Source organism: Bradyrhizobium sp. 45 (assembly GCF_023073155.1).
GTDB classification, from domain to species: domain Bacteria; phylum Pseudomonadota; class Alphaproteobacteria; order Rhizobiales; family Xanthobacteraceae; genus Bradyrhizobium; species Bradyrhizobium canariense_D.
In genome coordinates this window covers 15,806-35,453 of the sequence record NZ_JADPIX010000102.1, presented here as the reverse complement: position 1 = coordinate 35,453, position 19,648 = coordinate 15,806, and the positions used below count along the sequence as shown (strand labels likewise).

General features: G+C 58.9%; 11 protein-coding genes and 2 pseudogenes. 9 read left to right on the top strand and 4 right to left on the bottom strand.

Features of this window, described 5'->3' with window-relative positions; all coding sequences use genetic code 11:
- Positions 1-256: 256 nt before the first annotated feature.
- A complete protein-coding gene (locus tag IVB42_RS16705; protein WP_247399316.1) occupies positions 257-466 on the bottom strand; it encodes a hypothetical protein in 210 nt (69 codons plus the stop codon).
- A gap of 31 nt (positions 467-497) precedes the next feature.
- On the opposite strand from IVB42_RS16705, the gene IVB42_RS16700 reads away from it, so the two are divergent.
- Entirely contained in the window at positions 498-866 is a 369-nt protein-coding gene (locus tag IVB42_RS16700) for an H-NS histone family protein (protein ID WP_247399314.1), read from the top strand.
- Between the two features lie 69 nt (positions 867-935).
- Here the strand turns inward: IVB42_RS16700 and IVB42_RS16695 are convergent, their stop codons facing one another.
- The 3 genes from IVB42_RS16695 to IVB42_RS16685 form a co-directional block, all read right to left on the bottom strand.
- A complete protein-coding gene (locus tag IVB42_RS16695) occupies positions 936-2,291 on the bottom strand; it encodes an exopolysaccharide biosynthesis polyprenyl glycosylphosphotransferase (RefSeq protein WP_247399320.1) in 1,356 nt (451 codons plus the stop codon).
- A gap of 221 nt (positions 2,292-2,512) precedes the next feature.
- On the bottom strand, positions 2,513-4,519 hold the full coding sequence (locus IVB42_RS16690; RefSeq protein ID WP_247399312.1) for a hypothetical protein: 2,007 nt from the start codon (positions 4,517-4,519) through the stop codon (positions 2,513-2,515).
- Positions 4,520-4,586: 67 nt separating this feature from the next.
- Positions 4,587-6,923, bottom strand: coding sequence for an AAA family ATPase (locus tag IVB42_RS16685; RefSeq protein ID WP_247399318.1), 2,337 nt, complete (start codon positions 6,921-6,923; stop codon positions 4,587-4,589).
- A 346-nt stretch (positions 6,924-7,269) separates the two neighbouring features.
- On the opposite strand from IVB42_RS16685, the pseudogene IVB42_RS16680 reads away from it, so the two are divergent.
- The 8 genes and pseudogenes from IVB42_RS16680 to IVB42_RS16645 all read left to right on the top strand — a co-directional run bounded on the left by IVB42_RS16680 (position 7,270) and on the right by IVB42_RS16645 (position 19,423).
- Positions 7,270-7,619, top strand: a pseudogene (locus IVB42_RS16680) (dTDP-4-dehydrorhamnose 3,5-epimerase family protein).
- A 14-nt stretch (positions 7,620-7,633) separates the two neighbouring features.
- Positions 7,634-8,692 (top strand): dTDP-glucose 4,6-dehydratase, encoded by a 1,059-nt coding sequence (gene rfbB, locus IVB42_RS16675; RefSeq protein WP_247470593.1) that lies wholly within the window; start codon positions 7,634-7,636, stop codon positions 8,690-8,692.
- A gap of 7 nt (positions 8,693-8,699) precedes the next feature.
- Positions 8,700-9,689 carry a dTDP-4-dehydrorhamnose reductase gene (gene rfbD / locus IVB42_RS16670; protein ID WP_247399307.1) on the top strand — a complete coding sequence of 330 codons (990 nt, stop codon included), beginning with the start codon at positions 8,700-8,702 and terminating at the stop codon, positions 9,687-9,689.
- Positions 9,598-10,477 (top strand): annotated as a pseudogene (gene rfbA / locus IVB42_RS16665) (glucose-1-phosphate thymidylyltransferase RfbA). Before rfbD ends, rfbA begins: the two are co-directional and overlap by 92 nt.
- Positions 10,478-10,566: 89 nt before the next feature.
- Positions 10,567-15,462 (top strand): DUF4082 domain-containing protein, encoded by a 4,896-nt coding sequence (locus IVB42_RS16660; RefSeq protein ID WP_247399304.1) that lies wholly within the window; start codon positions 10,567-10,569, stop codon positions 15,460-15,462.
- 10 nt (positions 15,463-15,472) lie between these two features.
- Positions 15,473-15,805 carry a hypothetical protein gene (locus tag IVB42_RS16655; protein ID WP_085358662.1) on the top strand — a complete coding sequence of 111 codons (333 nt, stop codon included), beginning with the start codon at positions 15,473-15,475 and terminating at the stop codon, positions 15,803-15,805.
- The gene (locus tag IVB42_RS16650; RefSeq protein WP_247399301.1) at positions 15,783-17,999 is read left to right on the top strand and encodes a peptidase domain-containing ABC transporter; all 2,217 of its coding nucleotides are present in this window, start codon (positions 15,783-15,785) and stop codon (positions 17,997-17,999) included. Before IVB42_RS16655 ends, IVB42_RS16650 begins: the two co-directional genes overlap by 23 nt.
- Positions 17,996-19,423 (top strand): HlyD family type I secretion periplasmic adaptor subunit, encoded by a 1,428-nt coding sequence (locus tag IVB42_RS16645; RefSeq protein WP_247399299.1) that lies wholly within the window; start codon positions 17,996-17,998, stop codon positions 19,421-19,423. Before IVB42_RS16650 ends, IVB42_RS16645 begins: the two co-directional genes overlap by 4 nt.
- Positions 19,424-19,648: the final 225 nt, after the last annotated feature.

The following is a 19,648-nucleotide window of genomic DNA, read 5'->3' as shown; positions in this document are numbered from 1 at the left end:
GTCAGCCCTCCAAGAGCCGACCACCCATGAATCATTGAAAAATTGATTCGGGAATCCTATAAATCGCGGCAAAATCAACAATCTGCCAAAGTAGTGCTAGCGCTGAGGGATATTGAGTTTTATCCGCGTCGAGTTATGCATATCCGAAGCCCTGCAATACGAGACTGCCCAGAACGAACGAAGGACAGCCTACGCCAAACCATATTCATGGAGAATACTGCGTTGCAGATTCCGTGCGGCCACTTGATGTGGTTCGTCACGTCGGGTCCCGCTTGAATGGTTGCATGGCTGCACGCAGGGCGTGTGAATTTACCCCGTCCGCGATTAAATTATGCGGATAGTCCATTTTTTCGGCTTGATTGATTGTTGCGACGCAGTTATCTGGAACTGCGGATTTCAGTTCGGTTCCATGTATTTTCTTGGGTAAATCGAGTTCACCATCTTGATTAATGTCGATCTGGGGCATATTAAGTTTGGCGCAACTACAGGGTGCGAGCATGCCAGCTAGGAAACTCGAGTTAGAATCAATGTCCCTTGACGACCTCTGGTCGCTTCATGAGGAAATTAGCGGGATCTTATCGGACCGAATTAAGGCAGAAAAGCACGAACTGGAGAAGCGCTTGGCGGTTCTCGGGGGCGGGGTGGCTGTTTTGGCGGACTCAAGCGGACCGGGCGTGTCTCCGACTGCCAAGGCGAGACGCAAATATCCGCGTGTGCTGCCGAAATACCGGAACCCCCAGACCTCCGAGACCTGGTCGGGGCGCGGCAAGCGGCCGCGGTGGTTGGTTGCTGCCATGAAGTCTGGCCGGAGAATTGAGGACTTTCGCATAGGGGATGCAAGTCCGAAGCTTCGTCAGCGCGCGTAACCTGATCTGCACTGTTCGACGGGGTGGTTGGGGTTTAATGGCCGCCGCAGTGCCCGTGATCCTGTGGACCTAATAGGCGTTGCGTCCCCGCAGCACTTCGAGGGGAGTTCGCAGCAGGATCACGAGATCAAGTCGAAGGCTCCAGTTGTCGATGTACCAGAGATCGTATTGTACGCGTGTTTCGATCGCAACGGCTGTGGGGGTTGGACCGCGGCAGCCATGGACTTGGGCCCATCCGGTCAATCCTGGCCTGACCCTGCAGCGAAGGGCGTAGTTCCGCACGAGCTTGTCAAATTCTCCGTCGTGAGCCAAGGCATGAGGACGCGGACCCACCAGCGACATGCTGCCGTCGAGAACGTTTAACAGCTGTGGCAGTTCATCGAAGCTTGTTCGACGCAGCCATTTGCCGACGCGGGTGACGCGTCGGTCGACGGGATGGGCCTGACGGATCGCGGGCCCGTCCTCGAGCACATGCATCGTGCGGAATTTGCGGATCAGGAAGATCCGACCATTGAAGCCACAGCGCTTTTGCCGAAAGAATATGGGGCCGGGCGAATCCAGCTTGATCGCAAGTGCGGCCAGCACAAGCAGCGGGGCAAATATCGTCAAGGCGAGCCCCGCGACGAAAAGATCAATCATTCGCTTGGTCGCAGAGTCCAGCGGCGTAAGAGGACCACGCTGGAGTTCAACACAAACGGCACTTCCAAGACTTCGCGTAGGATGTCGAAGCAGTTCGGATGTCGTACCGACCGGCACGAACACGACCGGTAGCGGCAAGACTCGCAAGTCGGCAACGAAGGCCCGAAGTTCGGGCCATCGTTCCGGGTTCGCTTCCACCACCACCTGGTCGAGCTCGGAACTGCGAATGTACTTAATCACGCGAGCAGTGAGCCGCCTTCGACAGGCAGGACCGAAGCCGACTGGGGGCAAGCTGAACCGGCCTCGGACACAATAACCGTGCATCGCCAGCGTTTCAGACAGTCCGGCGTTTTTCGCTGGCGGCTGGTCGCTGACCAGAACAATATTTGTGCTGGCAAATTTTCTGCCGCTCAGGCCCCGTCCGAGAAGCACTCTCACTCCCCACCGCTCGGCCATAAGCAAGCCGAGGCCCAGGACGGCGAAAAGTGTGCCTGCTTGCTGAGAAGAGCCCGGACCGATTGCAAAGCCGTACACGGCCCATATCAAGAGCAACAACGACGTCCATGCCATCCAGACGGCGCGCATCTGACTTCGGAGGACGAGAAGCTCAGCTGGCCGATAAAGACCGTGGGTCTTCAAGAGGCAAACGAGACATGCCGCGCTGACTAGCGCCAGGCCAAGTGCGTTGCTTAAGTCGCCTGCAGCCCACCCATTCTGAGCTTGGCACAGCCACGTCGAAACGACGCTCGCAAAAACAACGGTCGCAATATCCGCACAGAGCGCCACGTATTCGATCGAGTCGTAACGGAGAGGCCATTTGGGCTGGCGGGATACTATCGGCCCGGGACTGACACGATCCGTAACTTCCCGATCGGGGAAATGTCGGTTCACGAAATTCATTGTCGGGACACCCGCGAGTTAATATTTAATATATTATTAATTAATCCGATTTCAAGAGAAAAATTCTGGTTTCCGCCATTTAAATGTGTCGCACTGCTCAGAGGATCCTATCGAGATCCCTGCCGGGAATTCCGCGCGCGCATGTTGTCGAGGTAGGTCGGATCGAGCTCCGAAATTAAGTTCTCGAGATAGATCTTCCCCTCGGCCGAGGCTGACCGGTACGCGGCCACAAGCGCTGGTCTGATAGCAGGTCGACGCGTAACGACGAGGCTGACGTCCCGCTTGATCAAGTCCCGAAATTCAAGCTCGCGTACCACAGCATCTGTAGCGAGCGCGACGGACAGCCTTAACGGAAGCAGATCCAGATCGTTCGGCGCAGTATAGTACGACATCTTGAGCATGGCTGCCGTCCGGATCGAATTCTGTTTCGGCGCCGCCGCGAGCATGAGCCAAATGTCGCCGCGGAGCGGCGACGAGCGCAGCGCGCGGGCAAACGCGTTCGACGCTGCCGGAAGTTCCGTTTTTTGCTCGTCCGCGGCGAGAGCCGGATCTCCACGGGATCGTGATTCCCCTCGGATCCAAAGGTCTTCATGCGCTGCCGCAGCCGAAACTGGTTTCGAGATCCCGTTTGGCCATGCTGCTGCGGCCGAAACAGCTGCCGAGAAAGAAGACTGACCTCCGAGATACCGGCCAGGGAGGACCATCCATATCGTCTGTATGATCAGCGCTATTCCAAGCACCGCCAGAGCAGCGCGCGGCCATGGGATGGCAAACGCTGGCGCGAGCCTTGGACGAGACGCCGGAGCTGGACCGGCCATCCAGTCCGAAGCCCCTTTCGATTCCAAGGATATGGCCTCACGGCCCGCACCGGAGACGCTTTGACCGAACGCCAGCCCAAAAAGCGCAGCGACCAAAAGCGATGCGCCCAAACCCAGAATTCCATGGTCGGCAAAGGCCAGGATCGTCAGTGCAATCGAAGCACCGGCGCCCAAGGCGGGGTACACGTAGTCGTAAGCTCGTGACAGAGAGCGCCTGATCAGAATACAAGCGCCGAGCATCGCTATTACTACAAGGCCGCAAAGGAACGCCCAGCCCATGTCTATAACCATTGCGGCGGCAGCCGTTGGCCTTTCTCGCGGGGCGCCGATTCCAATGTCCCGATAAAGCGGCAAAAGGACCGTCGAAGCGCCGGCACCGGATCCCGCCGGCCTGACCTCCTGTAGCATCCGTTCTGTCGCGATCTGACTGCTCGTTGACAAGGCGATCGTCACATCAGTGTTCGTCCTAAACGGAATAACCGTTACGCTGGCAATAAAGAATATTGCGGCGGTTGCGAAAACGCCAGCGGTGCCCCACAAGCCCAAGAACCACCTGCGAATAACGAAAACCGAGAGCAAGATTGCTGATCCGAGGAGGGCGGCGACGACGGCGGTGGAGTTGGTCCGAATGAGCAGCGCGGCCAAGCAGACAATCATTGCGATGGTCGCGGCGGACAGTGCAAGGAACGGAACTGGCGCAACTGTTCCTGGCCGACTGTGCCGCGCTATTTGATCGGCCGCGCGTATTGCCGTGGCGCAGGAGAGCAAGACGCCGAGCACTGCGACGGTTGCGCCATCGGGCCCGGCGACACCGGCAGTTTCCTTGCCGAACCACATGGCCGTGGCAATCGTGGCTATCGACAGTAGTATATGCAGGACTTGCGCTGCGCGATATCGGTCAAGCGTGATGACCGCAGTGACGAGGGCCGCGGCGAGCACAGCGCAATACTGCGCCAGCGAGCGCATAGTCGCCCCCATATCGAGTGTAATTTTTTCGGCGAGGGGCTCGCTTAAAGCCGCCGAAGCAGTTGCCCAGATGGGATTTCCGAGCGTGTCCATAGGCATCGGCACCACCTGTAACGCCATCCAAAGGGCCGGAGCCGCGAGCACAACGACGGGACCAGTCCGGAGCAGCTTGGTGAGCCCGAGGGAGGCGGGCGATGGAAAGAGCGCTACAATCAGCGCGGCTGTTGCTAGTATGAATGATGCCAATCCCAAGCTTTGCAGGCTTTCCGGCATTGCGAGCGCCGCGGTGATCGCCACAAACTCGGCTAACAGGACAAGCCAGATAATCATGTAAACACCATGATGTGGTGCGGCCACTCCGGTGGCCGGAGAACGTGCAGGCCGCTACGAGACAGCATCAAGAGCCGGAAAGGCCATATCGGATATAGTGGCTGTCATGATAGTAATAGCTCCGATGGCCGTCATATCGAGCCATTGCCTTGGTATCTGTCTTGCTGAGAACTGCCCCAATCAGCGATTCATGAATGTTGGGTGCCGTGTGCAGTGCGTGCTGCACGACATCGATTTTGGTGCGGCCCCACTCAACGATTAGAATATAGCCGTCTATTAGAGATGAAGTGACTCGGACATCAACTAACGGGGTCAGGGGAGGAAGGTCGACGATGACGTAGTCATAGTCAGCTCGCAGGCGGTCGAACAACTTGCTTATTGCGTCGGCGCACAGAATCTCGCTGGTGTGAAGCAGAGGTCCCCGCCGCACGGCGGGTAGAAATGCAAGGTTCGTCGTGGGATCTCGCCAAATCGTGTCCGCCAGGGATCGGCTGCCGTTTGCAACTTCGATGATTCCGTTGACCGCCCTGGGCGCAAAGATCGCAGAAAGTGAGGGATTCCTGAGGTCGCAATCGACGATGATAGCTTTCTTGCCGGTGTGCCCGATCAATTGCGCGAGCGAGGCTGCAATCGTAGTCTTCCCCTCATTCGGCAGGGCCGAGGTAATGCCGATGACCTGGGAGGAGATTTTCGCCGGATTGTGGTCGATGGCTAGCTTGATGGAACGAATGGCCTCGGTATATCGAGATAGCGGCATGCCGACCACGGTCCGATGAATTGCCATTGGAGACGGAACTATCCGTTGCTGAACGTCATCATCGGTTGGCTGGGAGCGAACTGGTAGCTTCGCGGATTTGCGGGCCGGTAACAATGGGACTAAAGAGAGGCAAGGCAATTCCAGCACAGTTTCCACCTGTGAAGAGGTACGAAACACGCGGTCCATGATGTCTCTGAGGAGCGCCAAGCCGACGCCCATCGCGAGACCGCCGAAGATGCCGAACGCCAGCACCAACGTTGTCTTTGGCTTGCTCTTGCTCGGCGGCGGCGATGCGGGGAAAAGTACCCGCGTTTCCGAGACGGGAAATGTCTCCTGCTGCGCGGAGCCCATGTAACGCTGCAGAAAGGTCTCGTACAAGCTACGCAAACCCTTTGCCCGGCTTTCCAACTCCTTGATGGTCAGCTCGGCAGAATTGACTGAACGGGACTGCGAAACGGCCTTGGACAGTTGCTTTTCGATTTCTTGTTGCCGCTGTTTGGCGAATTCGAACTCGCTTCGGCTGACTTCGGCAAGTCTTTTGACTTCGTCGAAAATGGAGACGCGAAATTCCCGCGCGCGGTTCCGGATATTGACGACTGCCAAGTGATCGCGACCCACCCTGGCCGACAACTCGGCCTCACGCCTCATGAGTTCCAGATACTGCTGACGCAGCCCGTTGATGATCTGACTGTTTGTCGAATCGGCTCCTATTGCATCCAGATTGTTCATCGAGGACGGCTTTGTCGGATCGGAGGCAAGGAGGGTTTCGTAGCGAGCCAACTTGGCCGTGGCTTCAGAGGTCTGGGCGCGAGCGGCAGCCAATCGGTTGTTGATTTCTGTGACCTGCTGCTCGTCGATGGGCTTTCCGTCCAAAGAAACGATATTGTTCTGGGTCTTGTAGACGTCGACGGCACGTTGTGCAGCGAGGGCTTGGTCGCCGAGATCGCGCAGCCTCTCCTGCAGCCAGCTTGTTGCCCTGCGATTGGCATCGAATTTCCCATTGAGCTGGTCCGCAACATAGGTGTTGGCTACGGCGTTGACGATCTCCGCGGCCCGGGGTGCGGTGCTCGAATTAAAGCTGATCTCGATGACGTTGCTGTACCCGACACGCCCTGCCGAAAGCCGATTGAGAAATGCGTCTACGATAGCGTCTAATGGTTCGCCATGTGTATCGGATGGGCCATCGTTCTTCGATCCAGTCGAGGCCCATGACCGAATTCGCTGCCAGAGCGACTGTAGAGACACCCTTGACCCATTGAAGTCCGGATCGTCCGCCAGTTTCAACTGGTCGATGACCGCAACCGCAGTGGCCTTTGATCGAAGGAGTTGAAGCTGGGTCTCGATTTGATTGAGATCGAAGGCCGGCTCGGCGAGGAGCGATTGCTGCTGGACAAATTGGGGCCTTGGAGTAGCCAACAGGATCTGAACCTGCGCGGTATAGGTTGGAGACGCCAAGCGGAGATAGAGCAGGCTGGCTGCAGTTACGAGCCCGGCAGTGACAAGGATCATGAGATATTGGCGTCGTAGAAGCCCGAGGCCGAAATTGATGACGTCGCTGATTCCTCCGCTGTCCGTTTGAACGGGTGGGGCCAGCCCGGTCACAGGCAGCCGTACGCTATCTGTGTGTCGAAGATTGTTCTGGAGCATCACGTACCTGTTCGACGGTGGGTCACGTTGGGCCGCTCGCCCGCAAACCAAGGGGCGCGCGGCCGGGGGATTATATGCATATAAAAATCGGCTTGCCAAATTAAATAAATCATATATTAATCGAGGCTGAAATTGAAAATGACGATGGGTCTGTCGTTTCGGCCCGGCGTTGGAAAAATGGAAGGTGCTTCTAGGGGTTACGGTCTAGCCGGTATTTGCACGAAAATAATGTGAGCGTTTCGAGACGGATCGGCGGGCGGATAATTAAATTCCGTCGAATATTTACTTATGGTCCGTCGCAACGAACCCCGATGGAGAAATATTAAGGGCCGGCAGGAGGTGCCCAATGCTGGAACTGCGATCCTTGGCGATCCCCGATGTCAAAGTCATTCGAACAGATCGGTTTTCCGATGCCCGCGGCTACTTCTGTGAGACCTTTCAGCAATCGGCTTTTGCGGAGAAGGGAATCCTGATTTCGTTCCGAAGGGATTCGCGCATGGGTTCTGTACCTTGCAGCCCAAGACCGTCGTCTTGTACAAGGTCGACCAAGTCTACGCCCCCAGCCATGACAGCGGCGTCTATTGGGCTGATCCCGCATTAGCGATCAAGTGGCCCGTCACACCGTCAGAGGCTCAGATATCGCCAAAGGACCAGACCCTTCCTGCGCTCAAGCAGCTTGCTTGCGTTTTCGAATAGTGGAGATGAGTGGAATGCGTATCCTGGTGACCGGCGGAGCGGGCTTTATCGGTTCTGCTGTGTGTCGCCGTTTGGTGCTGCAGACCAGTGCCGCGGTGGTCAACATCGACAAGCTGACATACGCAGCCGACCTGACTTCGCTGGCGAGCATCGAAGGGCTGGGGTCTTATGCATTCCTGCAGTCCGACATCTGCGATCGAGACGCTATGGGTCTCGCGTTCGCCGACTACGAGCCGGATGCGATCATACACCTGGCCGCCGAAAGCCACGTCGACCGTTCGATCACCGGACCCGAGGCCTTCGTCAGCACCAATATAGTTGGTACCTACACGCTGTTGGAGGCGGCCAGGACCTACTACGAACGTCTGCCGCTTCCGCGGCGGAAGCAGTTCCGCTTCATCCACGTATCGACAGACGAAGTCTATGGCTCATTGGGGCCGGAGGATTTGTTTCGCGAGGACACGCCCTACAGGCCGAGTTCGCGGTATTCGGCGAGCAAGGCGGCCTCGGACCACCTCGCACTCGCGTGGTTTCGAACCTACGGTCTGCCGGTCATCGTATCGAATTGTTCGAACAATTACGGGCCGTACCAGTTCCCGGAAAAGCTCATCCCGCTGACGATCCTCAATGCGCTCGACCGGAAGCCGCTACCGGTCTATGGCGACGGCAGAAATATTCGCGACTGGCTTCATGTCGATGATCATGCCGCTGGCTTGATAAGACTTCTGTACGAAGGAAGACCGGGCGAGAAGTACAATTTCGGCGGAGATGGCCAGCGGTCCAACCTGGAGGTGGTCACCCGGATTTGTGACATGGTGGATCGGTTATCCCCGGGCGCGGGAGCGAGGCGATCTCTCATTACGTTCGTGCCGGATCGTCCAGGACATGATGCGCGCTATACAATCGACGCGTCTAAGGCGCATCGCGAACTTGGCTGGGAGCCGACGAGAACCTTCGAACAGGGCTTGGCCGAAACCGTCGGATGGTATCTCAACAATCGTGCATGGTGGCAACGTGCTCGCTGCGGTGTCTATGACGGCTCGCGTCTGGGTCTGCTCGCTGCTCAACATTGAGGTAAAGATGACAGATCGACCCATCCTCATTGCCGGGCGGAACGGTCAGTTGGCCAGATGTCTTCGTGATCTCGCTGCAGCGCGCGGTCTGCCTGCGGTGGCTCTCGGGCGGCCAGAACTCGATCTGGAGAACCGCGAAGGGAACGACAAGCTCATCGCGTCGATCGCGCCGTCGGCAATCATCAATACGGCCGCTTATACGGCGGTCGATCGGGCCGAATCTGAAGCCGCGAAAGTGTTCAGCATCAACCGCGATGGTGCGGCAACGTTGGCAAACGTCGCTTGGCAGATGAACATTCCACTCATCCATCTCTCGACCGACTATGTGTTCGACGGCGCAAAACCGGATGCGTACGACGAAAGCGACATTCCCGCGCCGTTAAATGTCTACGGCGCGTCGAAGCTTGCCGGCGAAGCTGCTGTATTGGCCGCGCATCCGCTCGCGACCGTCATCAGATGCTCGTGGCTTTACAGCCCCTATGGCAGCAACTTCGTTCGAACGATGTTGCGGTTATGCGAGACGCAGCCCATCGCAAGGGTTGTCCGGGACCAACAGGGAAATCCGACCTACGCATACGACCTCGCGGAGGCTGTCCTTCAGATCGCAGAACGGTCAGTAACGGTCGATCGCAGGGCCGCGGCCGGCATCTTTCATCTCGCCGGTCAAGGCGAGACGAGCTGGCACGACTTTGCGAAGGCAATGTTCGACGAGCTTTCCCGTCGTGGAGCGCGGATTCCGGCGCTCGAGGCGATCACGACTGAAGAGTTTCCGACCGCTGCGCGTCGGCCTCGAAACTCGCGCCTGGATTCATCCAAGGCCGAACGCGTGTTCGGAATTCGCCTGGCGTCCTGGCGCCATTCACTCGAAGCTTGTCTTGACCAGCTGGTCGGAGAAGGAGACACCGATGCTGAAGGGAATCGTGCTGGCTGGCGGCAGCAGAACGCGCCTCTATCCGATCACGTGCCTGGTCAGCAAGCAGTTGCTCCCGATCATTGACAAGCCGATGATCTATTATCCCCCCCTGTCGACGCTGATGCTGGCAGGGATCCGCGAAATTCTGATTCTTACCACGCCGTCAAACCGGTGTCAGTTCGAGCGGTTGCTAGAGGACGGGAGCCAATGGGGCATTCGGCTCAGCTACGCGGAACAGACCCGTCCTGCCGGTCTCGCGAACGCCTTCATTGTTGGTGCCGATTTCATCGGAAGCGATCGTGTGGCGATGGTGCTTGGCGACGATATCTTCTTCGGCGATGGTCTGAGTGAACTGCTGGCCAGGGCGGCGGGACGTGAGGAAGGCGCCAGGGTCTTCGCGTATCATGTGCGCGATCCGGAACGATATGGCGTCGTGGCATTTGACGAGGCGGATCGTCCGATACGGATCGAGGAGAAGCCGAGCAAGCCAGCGTCGATTTGGGCGATCACCGGTCTTTACTTCTTCGATAATCGCGTTGTCCGCTACGCTCGTCGCGTTGAACCGTCGCCGCGCGGCGAGCTTGAGATCACCGATCTGCAAATGCGCTACCTTTCAGCCGACGCGCTCCATGTCGAGCGCATGGGGCGCGGGTTTGCCTGGCATGGATACCGGCACGGGTGCGTCGCTCATCGATGGTGGGACGTTCGTCCAAACCCTCGAAAAGCGGCAGGGAATGAAGATCGCCTGTCTTGAGGAGGTCGCCTTCAGCCTCGGCTCCATCAATTGTGATCAACTTCTCGCGTTGGCCGAGTCGCTGCAGAAGAGCGGGTATGGCAGGTATCTCAATGAAATCTTGCAGTTTCGCCGTTAAGTTAAATGTTAAAATAAATGGATTGAAATTACTGTTGATTTAATTATTAATTGAATCGCATTCTGTTGTGCTGATTTCGGAGGCCGGCCATGCTGAACCAAAAGGCGAGCGTCCTTGATCGAGGAACCGAGCCCCTCTTGCCGGAAGAAGCCGATTCCGGCTGGTCAGATGCCAGCGCGCGAGGTGCATGGTTGTGGCCAACGGCCGGCGCCTGGACACCGCCAGTATTGAATCAGTTTGGGATCTCGCTGAATGCGGACCAGGCGGTCGGCGGGCCGAATCCCCTGTCCAGGGCAATTGCGGTTATCAACGCTGGTCAGGTGGCAACTGCATTGCTGTCGCGTGGCGGCTTCGGCAGGACGCTGGCCCGCGGTATCCCGCCATTCCAATCGAGGTTGGCCGCTCTGCTCTCGAGTTCGGCAAGTCTGTTGGCTCGCCCCAACGCAGGGGGCCCGGCGTTCTCATTCGTGCCCGACCATCAGGTGGCGCAGGCATCACCGAGCACCGGCACCAGTCATTGGATCAATTCGAGCGGCGGCTACGGTCCATCCGCTTTCGAGGGACCTTGGACCCCACTGCACACGGGGCCAGTCATCGGGTCAGAGCACCTGCCCAATGCGGCTGCGGGAATGGCAGGCCGGCCAGCGTCTCACTCCAGATTGGTGGATCCATCATCCACGTCTTCGATGTTGAGTAGACCGGTCTCGTTCCAGGCCTCCCCCGACGAGGCTGCGCTGCCCTCCAGCGCACGTGGCGGATCTGCCGTCAATTCGCTGTTCCTAACGACGGACAGGGCGGACTACGCGCCGGGCAGTACGGCAACGTTTAGCGCAGCCGGCATCGGGTCGGGGGCGTCAGTCACATTCAATATTGCCGATCTAGTGAGCGCGCCCGGCGCTAACGGCATTGCCGATGTCTATACGCCCTTCACGATCAAAGACGGCGGCATCGGCGACATGGATGGGCTGGCCAATGGGACAGTCGTCGCGCAATGGCAGGTGCCCGCTGATGGCCGAGCGACCGGAGCTACATTGCAACTCACCGCGACCTCCGGCGCCCAAACGGGGACGGCGACCTTCAGCGACGCGGGCAACAAAATTGTCACTGAGAATCAACTGCCGGGTACGCCGAAGAGCACATGGGCGATCCACGGGTCGATCGCGAACGCAGGCGACTCGCAGATTGAAGGCTTCGCGACACAGATCAGCACCAATGCCGGACAGACCGTGTCGTTCAAGATTGACACCGCCTCGTCGGTGACGGGCTACACGCTCGATATCTACCGACTTGGCTACTATGGTGGCAATGGCGCGCACCTGATCGGCAGTATGCATCACACTGGAACGGACAATCAGCCAAACCCAATCTTCAATTCTGCGACCAAAACTGTCGACGCCGGGAACTGGTCGGTGACGGACTCATGGACAATTCCCAGCACGGCCGTCTCGGGGGTCTACTTCGCCAAGCTGACGACGGATACAGGCGATGACGAGAACATGATTCCATTCATCGTCCGTAACGACGGCACCACCTCGGGCATTCTGTTCCAGACCAGTGATCAGACCTGGGAAGCGTACAATCCCTGGGGCGGATATAATCTTTATCAAGGCCCCAATGGCAAGGACGATCGTGCCTATGCCGTCAGCTACAATCGTCCGATCGCCATGAATTCAACGTCCAACTTGGCCGGGCCGGCGGATTTTCTGTTTGGCGAGGAATATGCCGCGATCTATTGGCTGGAGCAGAACGGCTACGATGTCAGCTACATCTCCGGCATCGATGCCGCGACCAGCCCCGGATTGCTGCGCAATACCAACGCCTACATCGATGTTGGCCACGACGAATACTGGACGCAATCACAATTCGCCAATGTCAAGGCCGCGGCAGACGCGGGTGTCGATCTCGCCTTTCTAAGCGGTAATCAAATTTATTGGGACACGGAGCTTGCTCCGAGTTTCGACGCTAGCCATACGCCCAACCGGACAATTGTGGAGTACAAAGACATCTGGAGCGGCACGCAACTTGACCCGAACGGCACCGCCAACGGCGGAGCGGGTCTGTTTCGCGATCCCGTGTACGGACCGGGGACTCCGGAAAACTCACTCTCCGGCACGATCTTCACGGTCGACGATATCGGCACGCTCGACAACATCACGATTCCCGCCAGCATGTCGCAACTCCGGTTCTGGAGAAACACCAGCGTCGCCAGCGGCAACGGCGGGACGCTGACGCATCTACTGGGTTACGAGTGGGACAGCGACCTCGACAACGGTTTCCGGCCCGCCGGGTTGATCGACATGTCGTCGACGACGAGGAACGTGAACACGTTGCTCTTGGACAACGGGTTGACCACAGGTTCTGGCACGGCCACACACAGCCTGACGCTGTACCGTGACACGACCAGCGGCGCGTTGGTGTTCGGCGCCGGCACGGTCATGTGGTCGTGGGGCTTGTCAGATCAGCACGCGGACTATCGTGGCCTTACTGCGCCGGTGAGCACCGCCGTGCAGCAATCGATGGTCAATCTGTTCGCCGACATGGGAGTAACGCCGCAGACGCTGCAGGCCAGCCTTGTGCTCGCGCAGGCCTCCGCCGACCATACCGTCCCAACCTCCGTCATCACCTCCCCGACAGGCGGTACGAGCTTTAACCAGGACCAGACGGTCACTATTACCGGCACCGCCTCGGACGTCGGTGGCCGTGTGGCCGGCGTTGAGGTTTCAACCGACGGCGGCACGACCTGGCACCCTGCGTCGGGGACGACCAACTGGAGCTACGCGTGGGCCGCTGTGGGTCCCGGCACGCATGTCATCGAAGCGCGCGCGACCGACGACAGCGTCAACCTGCAGACAACTCCAGCCATGGTCAGCGTCAACGTCAACGGCACGACGGGGGCAAGCCTCTTTGCCGTCTCGAACACCCCGGCGCAGACCAACTTGAATGACCGCTCGCCGATTGAAGTCGGTGTGAAGTTCACGTCCTCCACGGCCGGGCAGATCACCGCGCTGAAGTTCTACCGCAGCCCCGGCGACACCGGCTCGGATCTTCTCGACCTGTGGTCCTCGACCGGCACCAAGCTCGCCAGCGCAACCTTCACCAACACCACGGCCAGCGGATGGCAGACCGTGACGCTGGCGACACCCGTCTCGATCGCCGCCAACACCACCTATGTCGCGTCGTATCACACCAACGGCGCATATGTGGCGACCAACAACTTCTTCAGCAGCGCCTTCACCAGCGGCAGCCTGACGGCCCCTTCCTCCGCCGCGGCCGGCGGCAACGGCGTCTATGCCTATGGCGGCACCAGCAGCGCCGGTCTCTTCCCCACCAGTACTTTCGGCGCTTCGAATTACTGGGCTGACGTGGTGTTTACCGCCTCGACCGGCGGCGGCACCGACAGACCGCCGGTTGCGGTCAACGACAGCGGTTTCACCACGACCCAGAACACCGCGCTCAATATCCCCGCCTCTGCGCTGCTCGCCAACGACAGCGATCCGGACGGGGATCCGCTGACGATCACAGGCGTCAGCAGTCCCGCAAACGGCACGGCAACTTTCAGCGCCAATACCGTGACCTTCACGCCGACGACCGGCTACATCGGACCGGCGTCGTTCACCTACGCCATCTCGGATGGCCGGGGCGGTACCGCCGGTGCGTCGGTCTCTCTGACCGTGACTACTTCGTCCTCAACAACAGCGAGCCTCTTCACCGGCTCGAACACCCCGGCGCAGACCAACTTGAATGACCGCTCGCCGATTGAAGTCGGTGTGAAGTTCACGTCCTCCACGGCCGGGCAGATCACCGCGCTGAAGTTCTACCGCAGCCCCGGCGACACCGGCTCGGATCTTCTCGACCTGTGGTCCTCGACCGGCACCAAGCTCGCCAGCGCAACCTTCACCAACACCACGGCCAGCGGATGGCAGACCGTGACGCTGGCGACACCCGTCTCGATCGCCGCCAACACCACCTATGTCGCGTCGTATCACACCAACGGCGCATATGTGGCGACCAACAACTTCTTCAGCAGCGCCTTCACCAGCGGCAGCCTGACGGCCCCTTCCTCCGCCGCGGCCGGCGGCAACGGCGTCTATGCCTATGGCGGCACCAGCAGCGCCGGTCTCTTCCCCACCAGTACTTTCGGCGCTTCGAATTACTGGGCTGACGTGGTGTTTACCGCCTCGACCGGCGGCGGCACCGACAGACCGCCGGTTGCGGTCAACGACAGCGGTTTCACCACGACCCAGAACACCGCGCTCAATATCCCCGCCTCTGCGCTGCTCGCCAACGACAGCGATCCGGACGGGGATCCGCTGACGATCACAGGCGTCAGCAGTCCCGCAAACGGCACGGCAACTTTCAGCGCCAATACCGTGACCTTCACGCCGACGACCGGCTACACCGGACCGGCGTCGTTCACCTACGCCATCTCGGATGGCCGGGGCGATACCGCCAGCGCAACCGCAAGCCTGACTGTCCTGGCTTCGTCGTCCAGCACCGTGAGCCTGTTCAGCTCCAATCCCACGCCGAGCGTGGTGACGGCCAGCGACCCCCATTCAGTCGAGCTCGGTATGAAATTCCAGGCGTCAACGGGAGGCGACATCACCGGCTTGCGTTTCTACAAAGGACCGAGCAACACGGGCACACACGTCGCGGATCTATGGAGCAGCACGGGTACCCTGTTAGCCACTGCCACCTTCTCCACTGAGACGACCAGCGGTTGGCAGCAGGTCAACTTCAGTACGCCGGTGACGATAACTGCGGGGACCACCTATATCGCCTCCTACCACACTGCGGGAAATTACTCGGCCGATCCAAATCTCTTTGCCAACTCAGTCACGAACGGACCGTTGACAGCTCCTTCGTCCGCATCCAGTGGCGGCAATGGCGTCTACGCCTACGGGACCGGAAGCCTCTTCCCGACCAACACCTTCAACTCGACCAGCTACGGCGTGGATGTTCTCTTCAGGGCGCAGCTGGCAGCATAGGAGTCTTGGAATGCACGCAGAAATCTATACCGATGGAGTAGACGAGATCACGGTTGGTGGGTCGATCGTTCGGGTCGATCTGATCAGCCTTTCGCCGACGGAGCGTGACGCCAATAATGCACCTAAGAAAGTCTTATGTCAGAGGCTGATCTTCTCGGTGGAATCGTTCGCGAACTCAGTCGAGGTGATGCAGAACGCTCTCCAAGGCCTGATCGATGCCGGCGCTATCCGGCGCAACCAGCCGAGGACGGCGGAGTCTCCGCACAACATTACGTCTGTCGAGCGCGCACCCTCAGCCACGATTAGCCCACGGTCTCCGAATGCCTCAAGTAATTTCAGCTGAACTCGGCGGCGCCGACAGCTCGGTAGTGGTTTGCGCTGAAGCATCGCATACAGCTGCTCGAACGGCACTGGAAAGTCTAGCCAAAGTCGCAGCTCATCACGGCATTGATCTGCCTGCGGACCGTCTGCAGCATGCCTACGCCACCGAGGGCAAGGCGGTCGCGACGGATCTGCTGTTGCGAATGGCACGCGAGGCCGGGCTTCGTGCAAAATCTGTGATCCTCGATTGGGGCGCGCTATGTCGTCTGGGAGAGGCCTATCCGGCCATCGTCCGCCTCTCGAACGACAATTGGATCGTTGTCCTTGGCGCCGGGCAGGAAGCAGACGGTGTGGAGGGGGTAACGGTATTCGATCCGCTTGCCGACCGTCAGAGCGAGCCCTTGATCGTTGACAAAGGCCGGTTCTGCGCGCGCTGGGCCGGTGATGTAGTCCTGACGAAGCGTGAGAATCTGTCGTCAGACAGTCGGAGAACGTTCGGGTTGAGGTGGTTCGTACCCGAACTTCTCCGGCAATGGCGGCTGTTCGGCAATGTCGCGCTTGCTGCGATTCTCCTCTACGCGCTGGGCCTTGTGCTTCCCATCTTCTTTCAACTTGTCATCGACAAGGTTCTTGTGCATGAGAGCTTTACGACGCTCTATGTGCTCACGGCCGGCGCGACCGCAGCACTTGTCTTCGATGCGACGTTCGGCTTCTTGCGACGTTACCTGTTGCTCTACGCAACAAACAGGGTCGATATCCGGGTCGCAACCAAGACATTCGGCCACCTCCTCGGGCTGCCGATAACGTTCTTCGAGCACATTTCAGCCGGCGTTCTCGTAAAGCACATGCAGCAGGCGGCGCGGATTCGCGAATTCCTGACTGGCCGGCTCTTCCTGACCACCCTCGATGCTTTGTCGCTGTTCGTCTTCATTCCGGTGCTGGCGCTCTACAGCGCCAAGCTGACATGTCTGGTCCTGGCCTTCACCGCTGTCAGTGCGACCGTCGTCACATTATTGATGGGTCCGTTCCGGCGTCGTCTATACGACCTCTACCAGGCCGAGGGCGCGCGGCAGGCACTTCTTGTCGAAACCGTTCACGGCATGCGCACAGTGAAATCGCTTGCGATGGAGCCGCTGCAGAGCAGGGTGTGGGACCAACGCTGCGCTCAGTCGGTAACGATGCGCTTCGGGGTTGAGAAGATTTCGGCGGGCGCCCAGGCGGTTACGGGTTTTCTTGAGAAAATGATGACGCTCGGGATTATCGCGTTGGGCGCGCTCGACGTATTCAGCGGCGAAATGACGATCGGCGCACTCGTCGCGTTCAACATGCTGGCGGGGCGGGTCTCGGGACCGCTCGTCCAGCTCGTGACTATGGTGCACGAATATCAAGAAGTTGCGCTCGCAGTTAAGATGCTCGGCGAGGTGATGAACCAGAAACCGGAGCGTGATGGCAAGAGCGATGGACTGCGCCCAGATCTTGCTGGGAACATCGAGTTCGAGAATGTCTCATTCCGCTATGGACCGGAAGGAGCGCCGGCACTCGATCAAGTCTCCTTCTCCATCGCACCGGGCTCGATCTTCGGGATCGTCGGCCGGAGCGGCTCGGGCAAAACTACGCTGACAAGGCTGATCTCGGGAATGTATCCGGTGCAGCAGGGCTTGCTGCGCATTGACGGATATGATGCGAGGGAGCTCGATCTCGCTCACCTGCGCCGGAATCTTGGAGTTGTCCTGCAGGACAATTTCCTGTTTCGCGGAACGGTTCGCGAGAACATCGCCTGCGTAAAGCGCGATGCAACCTTCGCGGAAGTGGTTAGGGCGGCGCAACTGGCGGGGGCCGACGAGTTCATTGAACGGCTACACCGCGGTTTCGACACCATGCTGGAGGAGGAGGCGTCGAACCTCTCTGGCGGTCAGAAGCAGCGGCTGGCCATCGCGAGAGCTCTAATCACCAATCCGCGCATATTGATCCTCGACGAAGCGACCAGTGCACTCGATTCCGAGAGTGAAATGATCATCAGGCGCAATCTGCGCCGCCTGGCGGCGGGAAGAACCGTCATCATCGTCTCGCACCGGCTCTCGATGTTGACGGAGGCCGCTCAGATCCTCGTCATCGACCGTGGTCGTGTGGTCGATATCGATCGTCATGACCACCTTCTGTCGAAATGCACGATCTACCGACATCTCTGGAATCAGCAGACGAAGCACGTCGCATGAGCAGGATGGAAAAATCTTCCGCGAGCAAAAGGCCCGACGAATCGGTCGCAAAGACGGTCGATCGAAGGCGCCGAACGATGTTCAGGCCGGTTAAGCCGCGGCCACCCGTAGTTACGGAATTCCAGTCCGACGCGTTGGAGATCGAGCAGCGAGTGCCGTCGCGCGTCGCGCACATGATGCTCTATGCTGTTGTTGCGCTGATAGCGGTTGCGATCGCCTGGGCGTCGCTGTCGCAAGTCGATATGATCGTGACCGCGCAGGGCAAGCTGATCACGACTCTACCTAATCTGGTCGTGCAGTCGCTGGAAACGTCGGTAATTCGGGAGATCAACGTCAAGCCTGGCGACCGAGTCAACCGCGACGACGTGCTGGCGACCCTTGATCCAACCTTCTCGCAAGCGGACCTCGATCAGCTACGTATCCGCGTCGCCGCCTTCGACGCGGCTATCGCCCGGCTCCGAGCGGAATTGGATGGGGCGGAGTATGTCGTCAGGAATCCTGCAAATGCCGATGAGATGCTTCAGCAGAAAGTGTTCTTGCAGAGAAAGAGCGCGTATGAGGCCCAGTTCCAGAACTACGAGGCGCAGATAGCCTCCGCGCAGGCCAATCTGAAGACAGCGCAGGACGAAGAGGCGGTCCTGGTTCAACGGCTGGACAACATGCAGCTCGTCGAGAGCATGCGAAGTTCGTTGATGGCCAAGGAGGTGGGGTCAAAGCTGAACTTCCTGCTTTCCCGTGATGCGCGGCTGGAGGTCGAGAGCAATTTGGCGCGTGTTCGCGGCAGCATCGTCGACAACACGCATCGTTTGGACAAGGCCCGGGCAGATCAAAAGGTGTTCGCGGAGGAGTTTCGTCGCACCGCCTATCAGGACTTGGTCGAGACCTTGTCCAAGCGGGACAGTACCGCCGAAGACCTCAAGAAGGCCGAGCTGCGCCGGCAGTTGATCGTGCTAAAGGCTCCGGCAGATGCGGTGGTGCTCGAGATTGCCAACCGCACAGTTGGCTCTGTGGTCCGGGAGGCCGAAACGCTCTTCATGCTCGTCCGCCGTGACGCGCCACTCCAGGCCGAAGTTAACGTGGAGGGGAGGGACATTGGCCAGGTAACGGTTGGGCAGCCGGTGCGGATCAAGTTCGAAGCGTTTCCATTCCAGAAATACGGAACGGCCACCGGAGAGGTCAGCGTCGTCAGTCAGGATTCATTTTCCCCTGATCCGAAGGGTGAAGGCGCACGTCACCAAACGACGCCGTACTACCGCGTACGCGCTGACCTGTCCGATACGCATCTTCGCCTGCCGCCCCAACGCATGCAGTTGATCCCGGGCATGGCAGTCACAGCCGAGCTGAAGGTCGGACGGCGTACCGTCATTTCGTATTTCCTGTATCCGCTGCTTCGCGGCCTGGATGAAAGCATCCGGGAATACTGACAAATTCCGCAAATTCGGGATCTCGTCTGGTGCCTTGCGCAAAGTCGCGGGGGCGATAGTGGCCGATTCCGACGGCCCAACCCTCTGATGACCCTCGGCCGATGTTAAATAATTTAATAGATATTTTGACAGTTAAATTATTTAATGCTAGTTAATCAAAAATCGGAGAAGTTTCCACTTAACTCCGCATGATTGTTCGAACTCACTTTTTCTCGTCTGCAGCCG

Excerpts from the sequence above, each read along its gene's own strand:
- IVB42_RS16705 (WP_247399316.1), bottom strand. The coding sequence starts at position 466 with ATGCCCCAGATCGACATTAATCAAGATGGTGAACTCGATTTACCCAAG.
- IVB42_RS16700 (WP_247399314.1), top strand. The coding sequence starts at position 498 with ATGCCAGCTAGGAAACTCGAGTTAGAATCAATGTCCCTTGACGACCTC.
- IVB42_RS16690 (WP_247399312.1), bottom strand. The coding sequence starts at position 4,519 with ATGATTATCTGGCTTGTCCTGTTAGCCGAGTTTGTGGCGATCACCGCG.
- IVB42_RS16685 (WP_247399318.1), bottom strand. The coding sequence starts at position 6,923 with ATGCTCCAGAACAATCTTCGACACACAGATAGCGTACGGCTGCCTGTG.
- rfbB (WP_247470593.1), top strand. The coding sequence starts at position 7,634 with ATGCGTATCCTGGTGACCGGCGGAGCGGGCTTTATCGGTTCTGCTGTG.
- rfbD (WP_247399307.1), top strand. The coding sequence starts at position 8,700 with ATGACAGATCGACCCATCCTCATTGCCGGGCGGAACGGTCAGTTGGCC.
- IVB42_RS16660 (WP_247399304.1), top strand. The coding sequence starts at position 10,567 with ATGCTGAACCAAAAGGCGAGCGTCCTTGATCGAGGAACCGAGCCCCTC.
- IVB42_RS16655 (WP_085358662.1), top strand. The coding sequence starts at position 15,473 with ATGCACGCAGAAATCTATACCGATGGAGTAGACGAGATCACGGTTGGT.
- IVB42_RS16650 (WP_247399301.1), top strand. The coding sequence starts at position 15,783 with ATGCCTCAAGTAATTTCAGCTGAACTCGGCGGCGCCGACAGCTCGGTA.
- IVB42_RS16645 (WP_247399299.1), top strand. The coding sequence starts at position 17,996 with ATGAGCAGGATGGAAAAATCTTCCGCGAGCAAAAGGCCCGACGAATCG.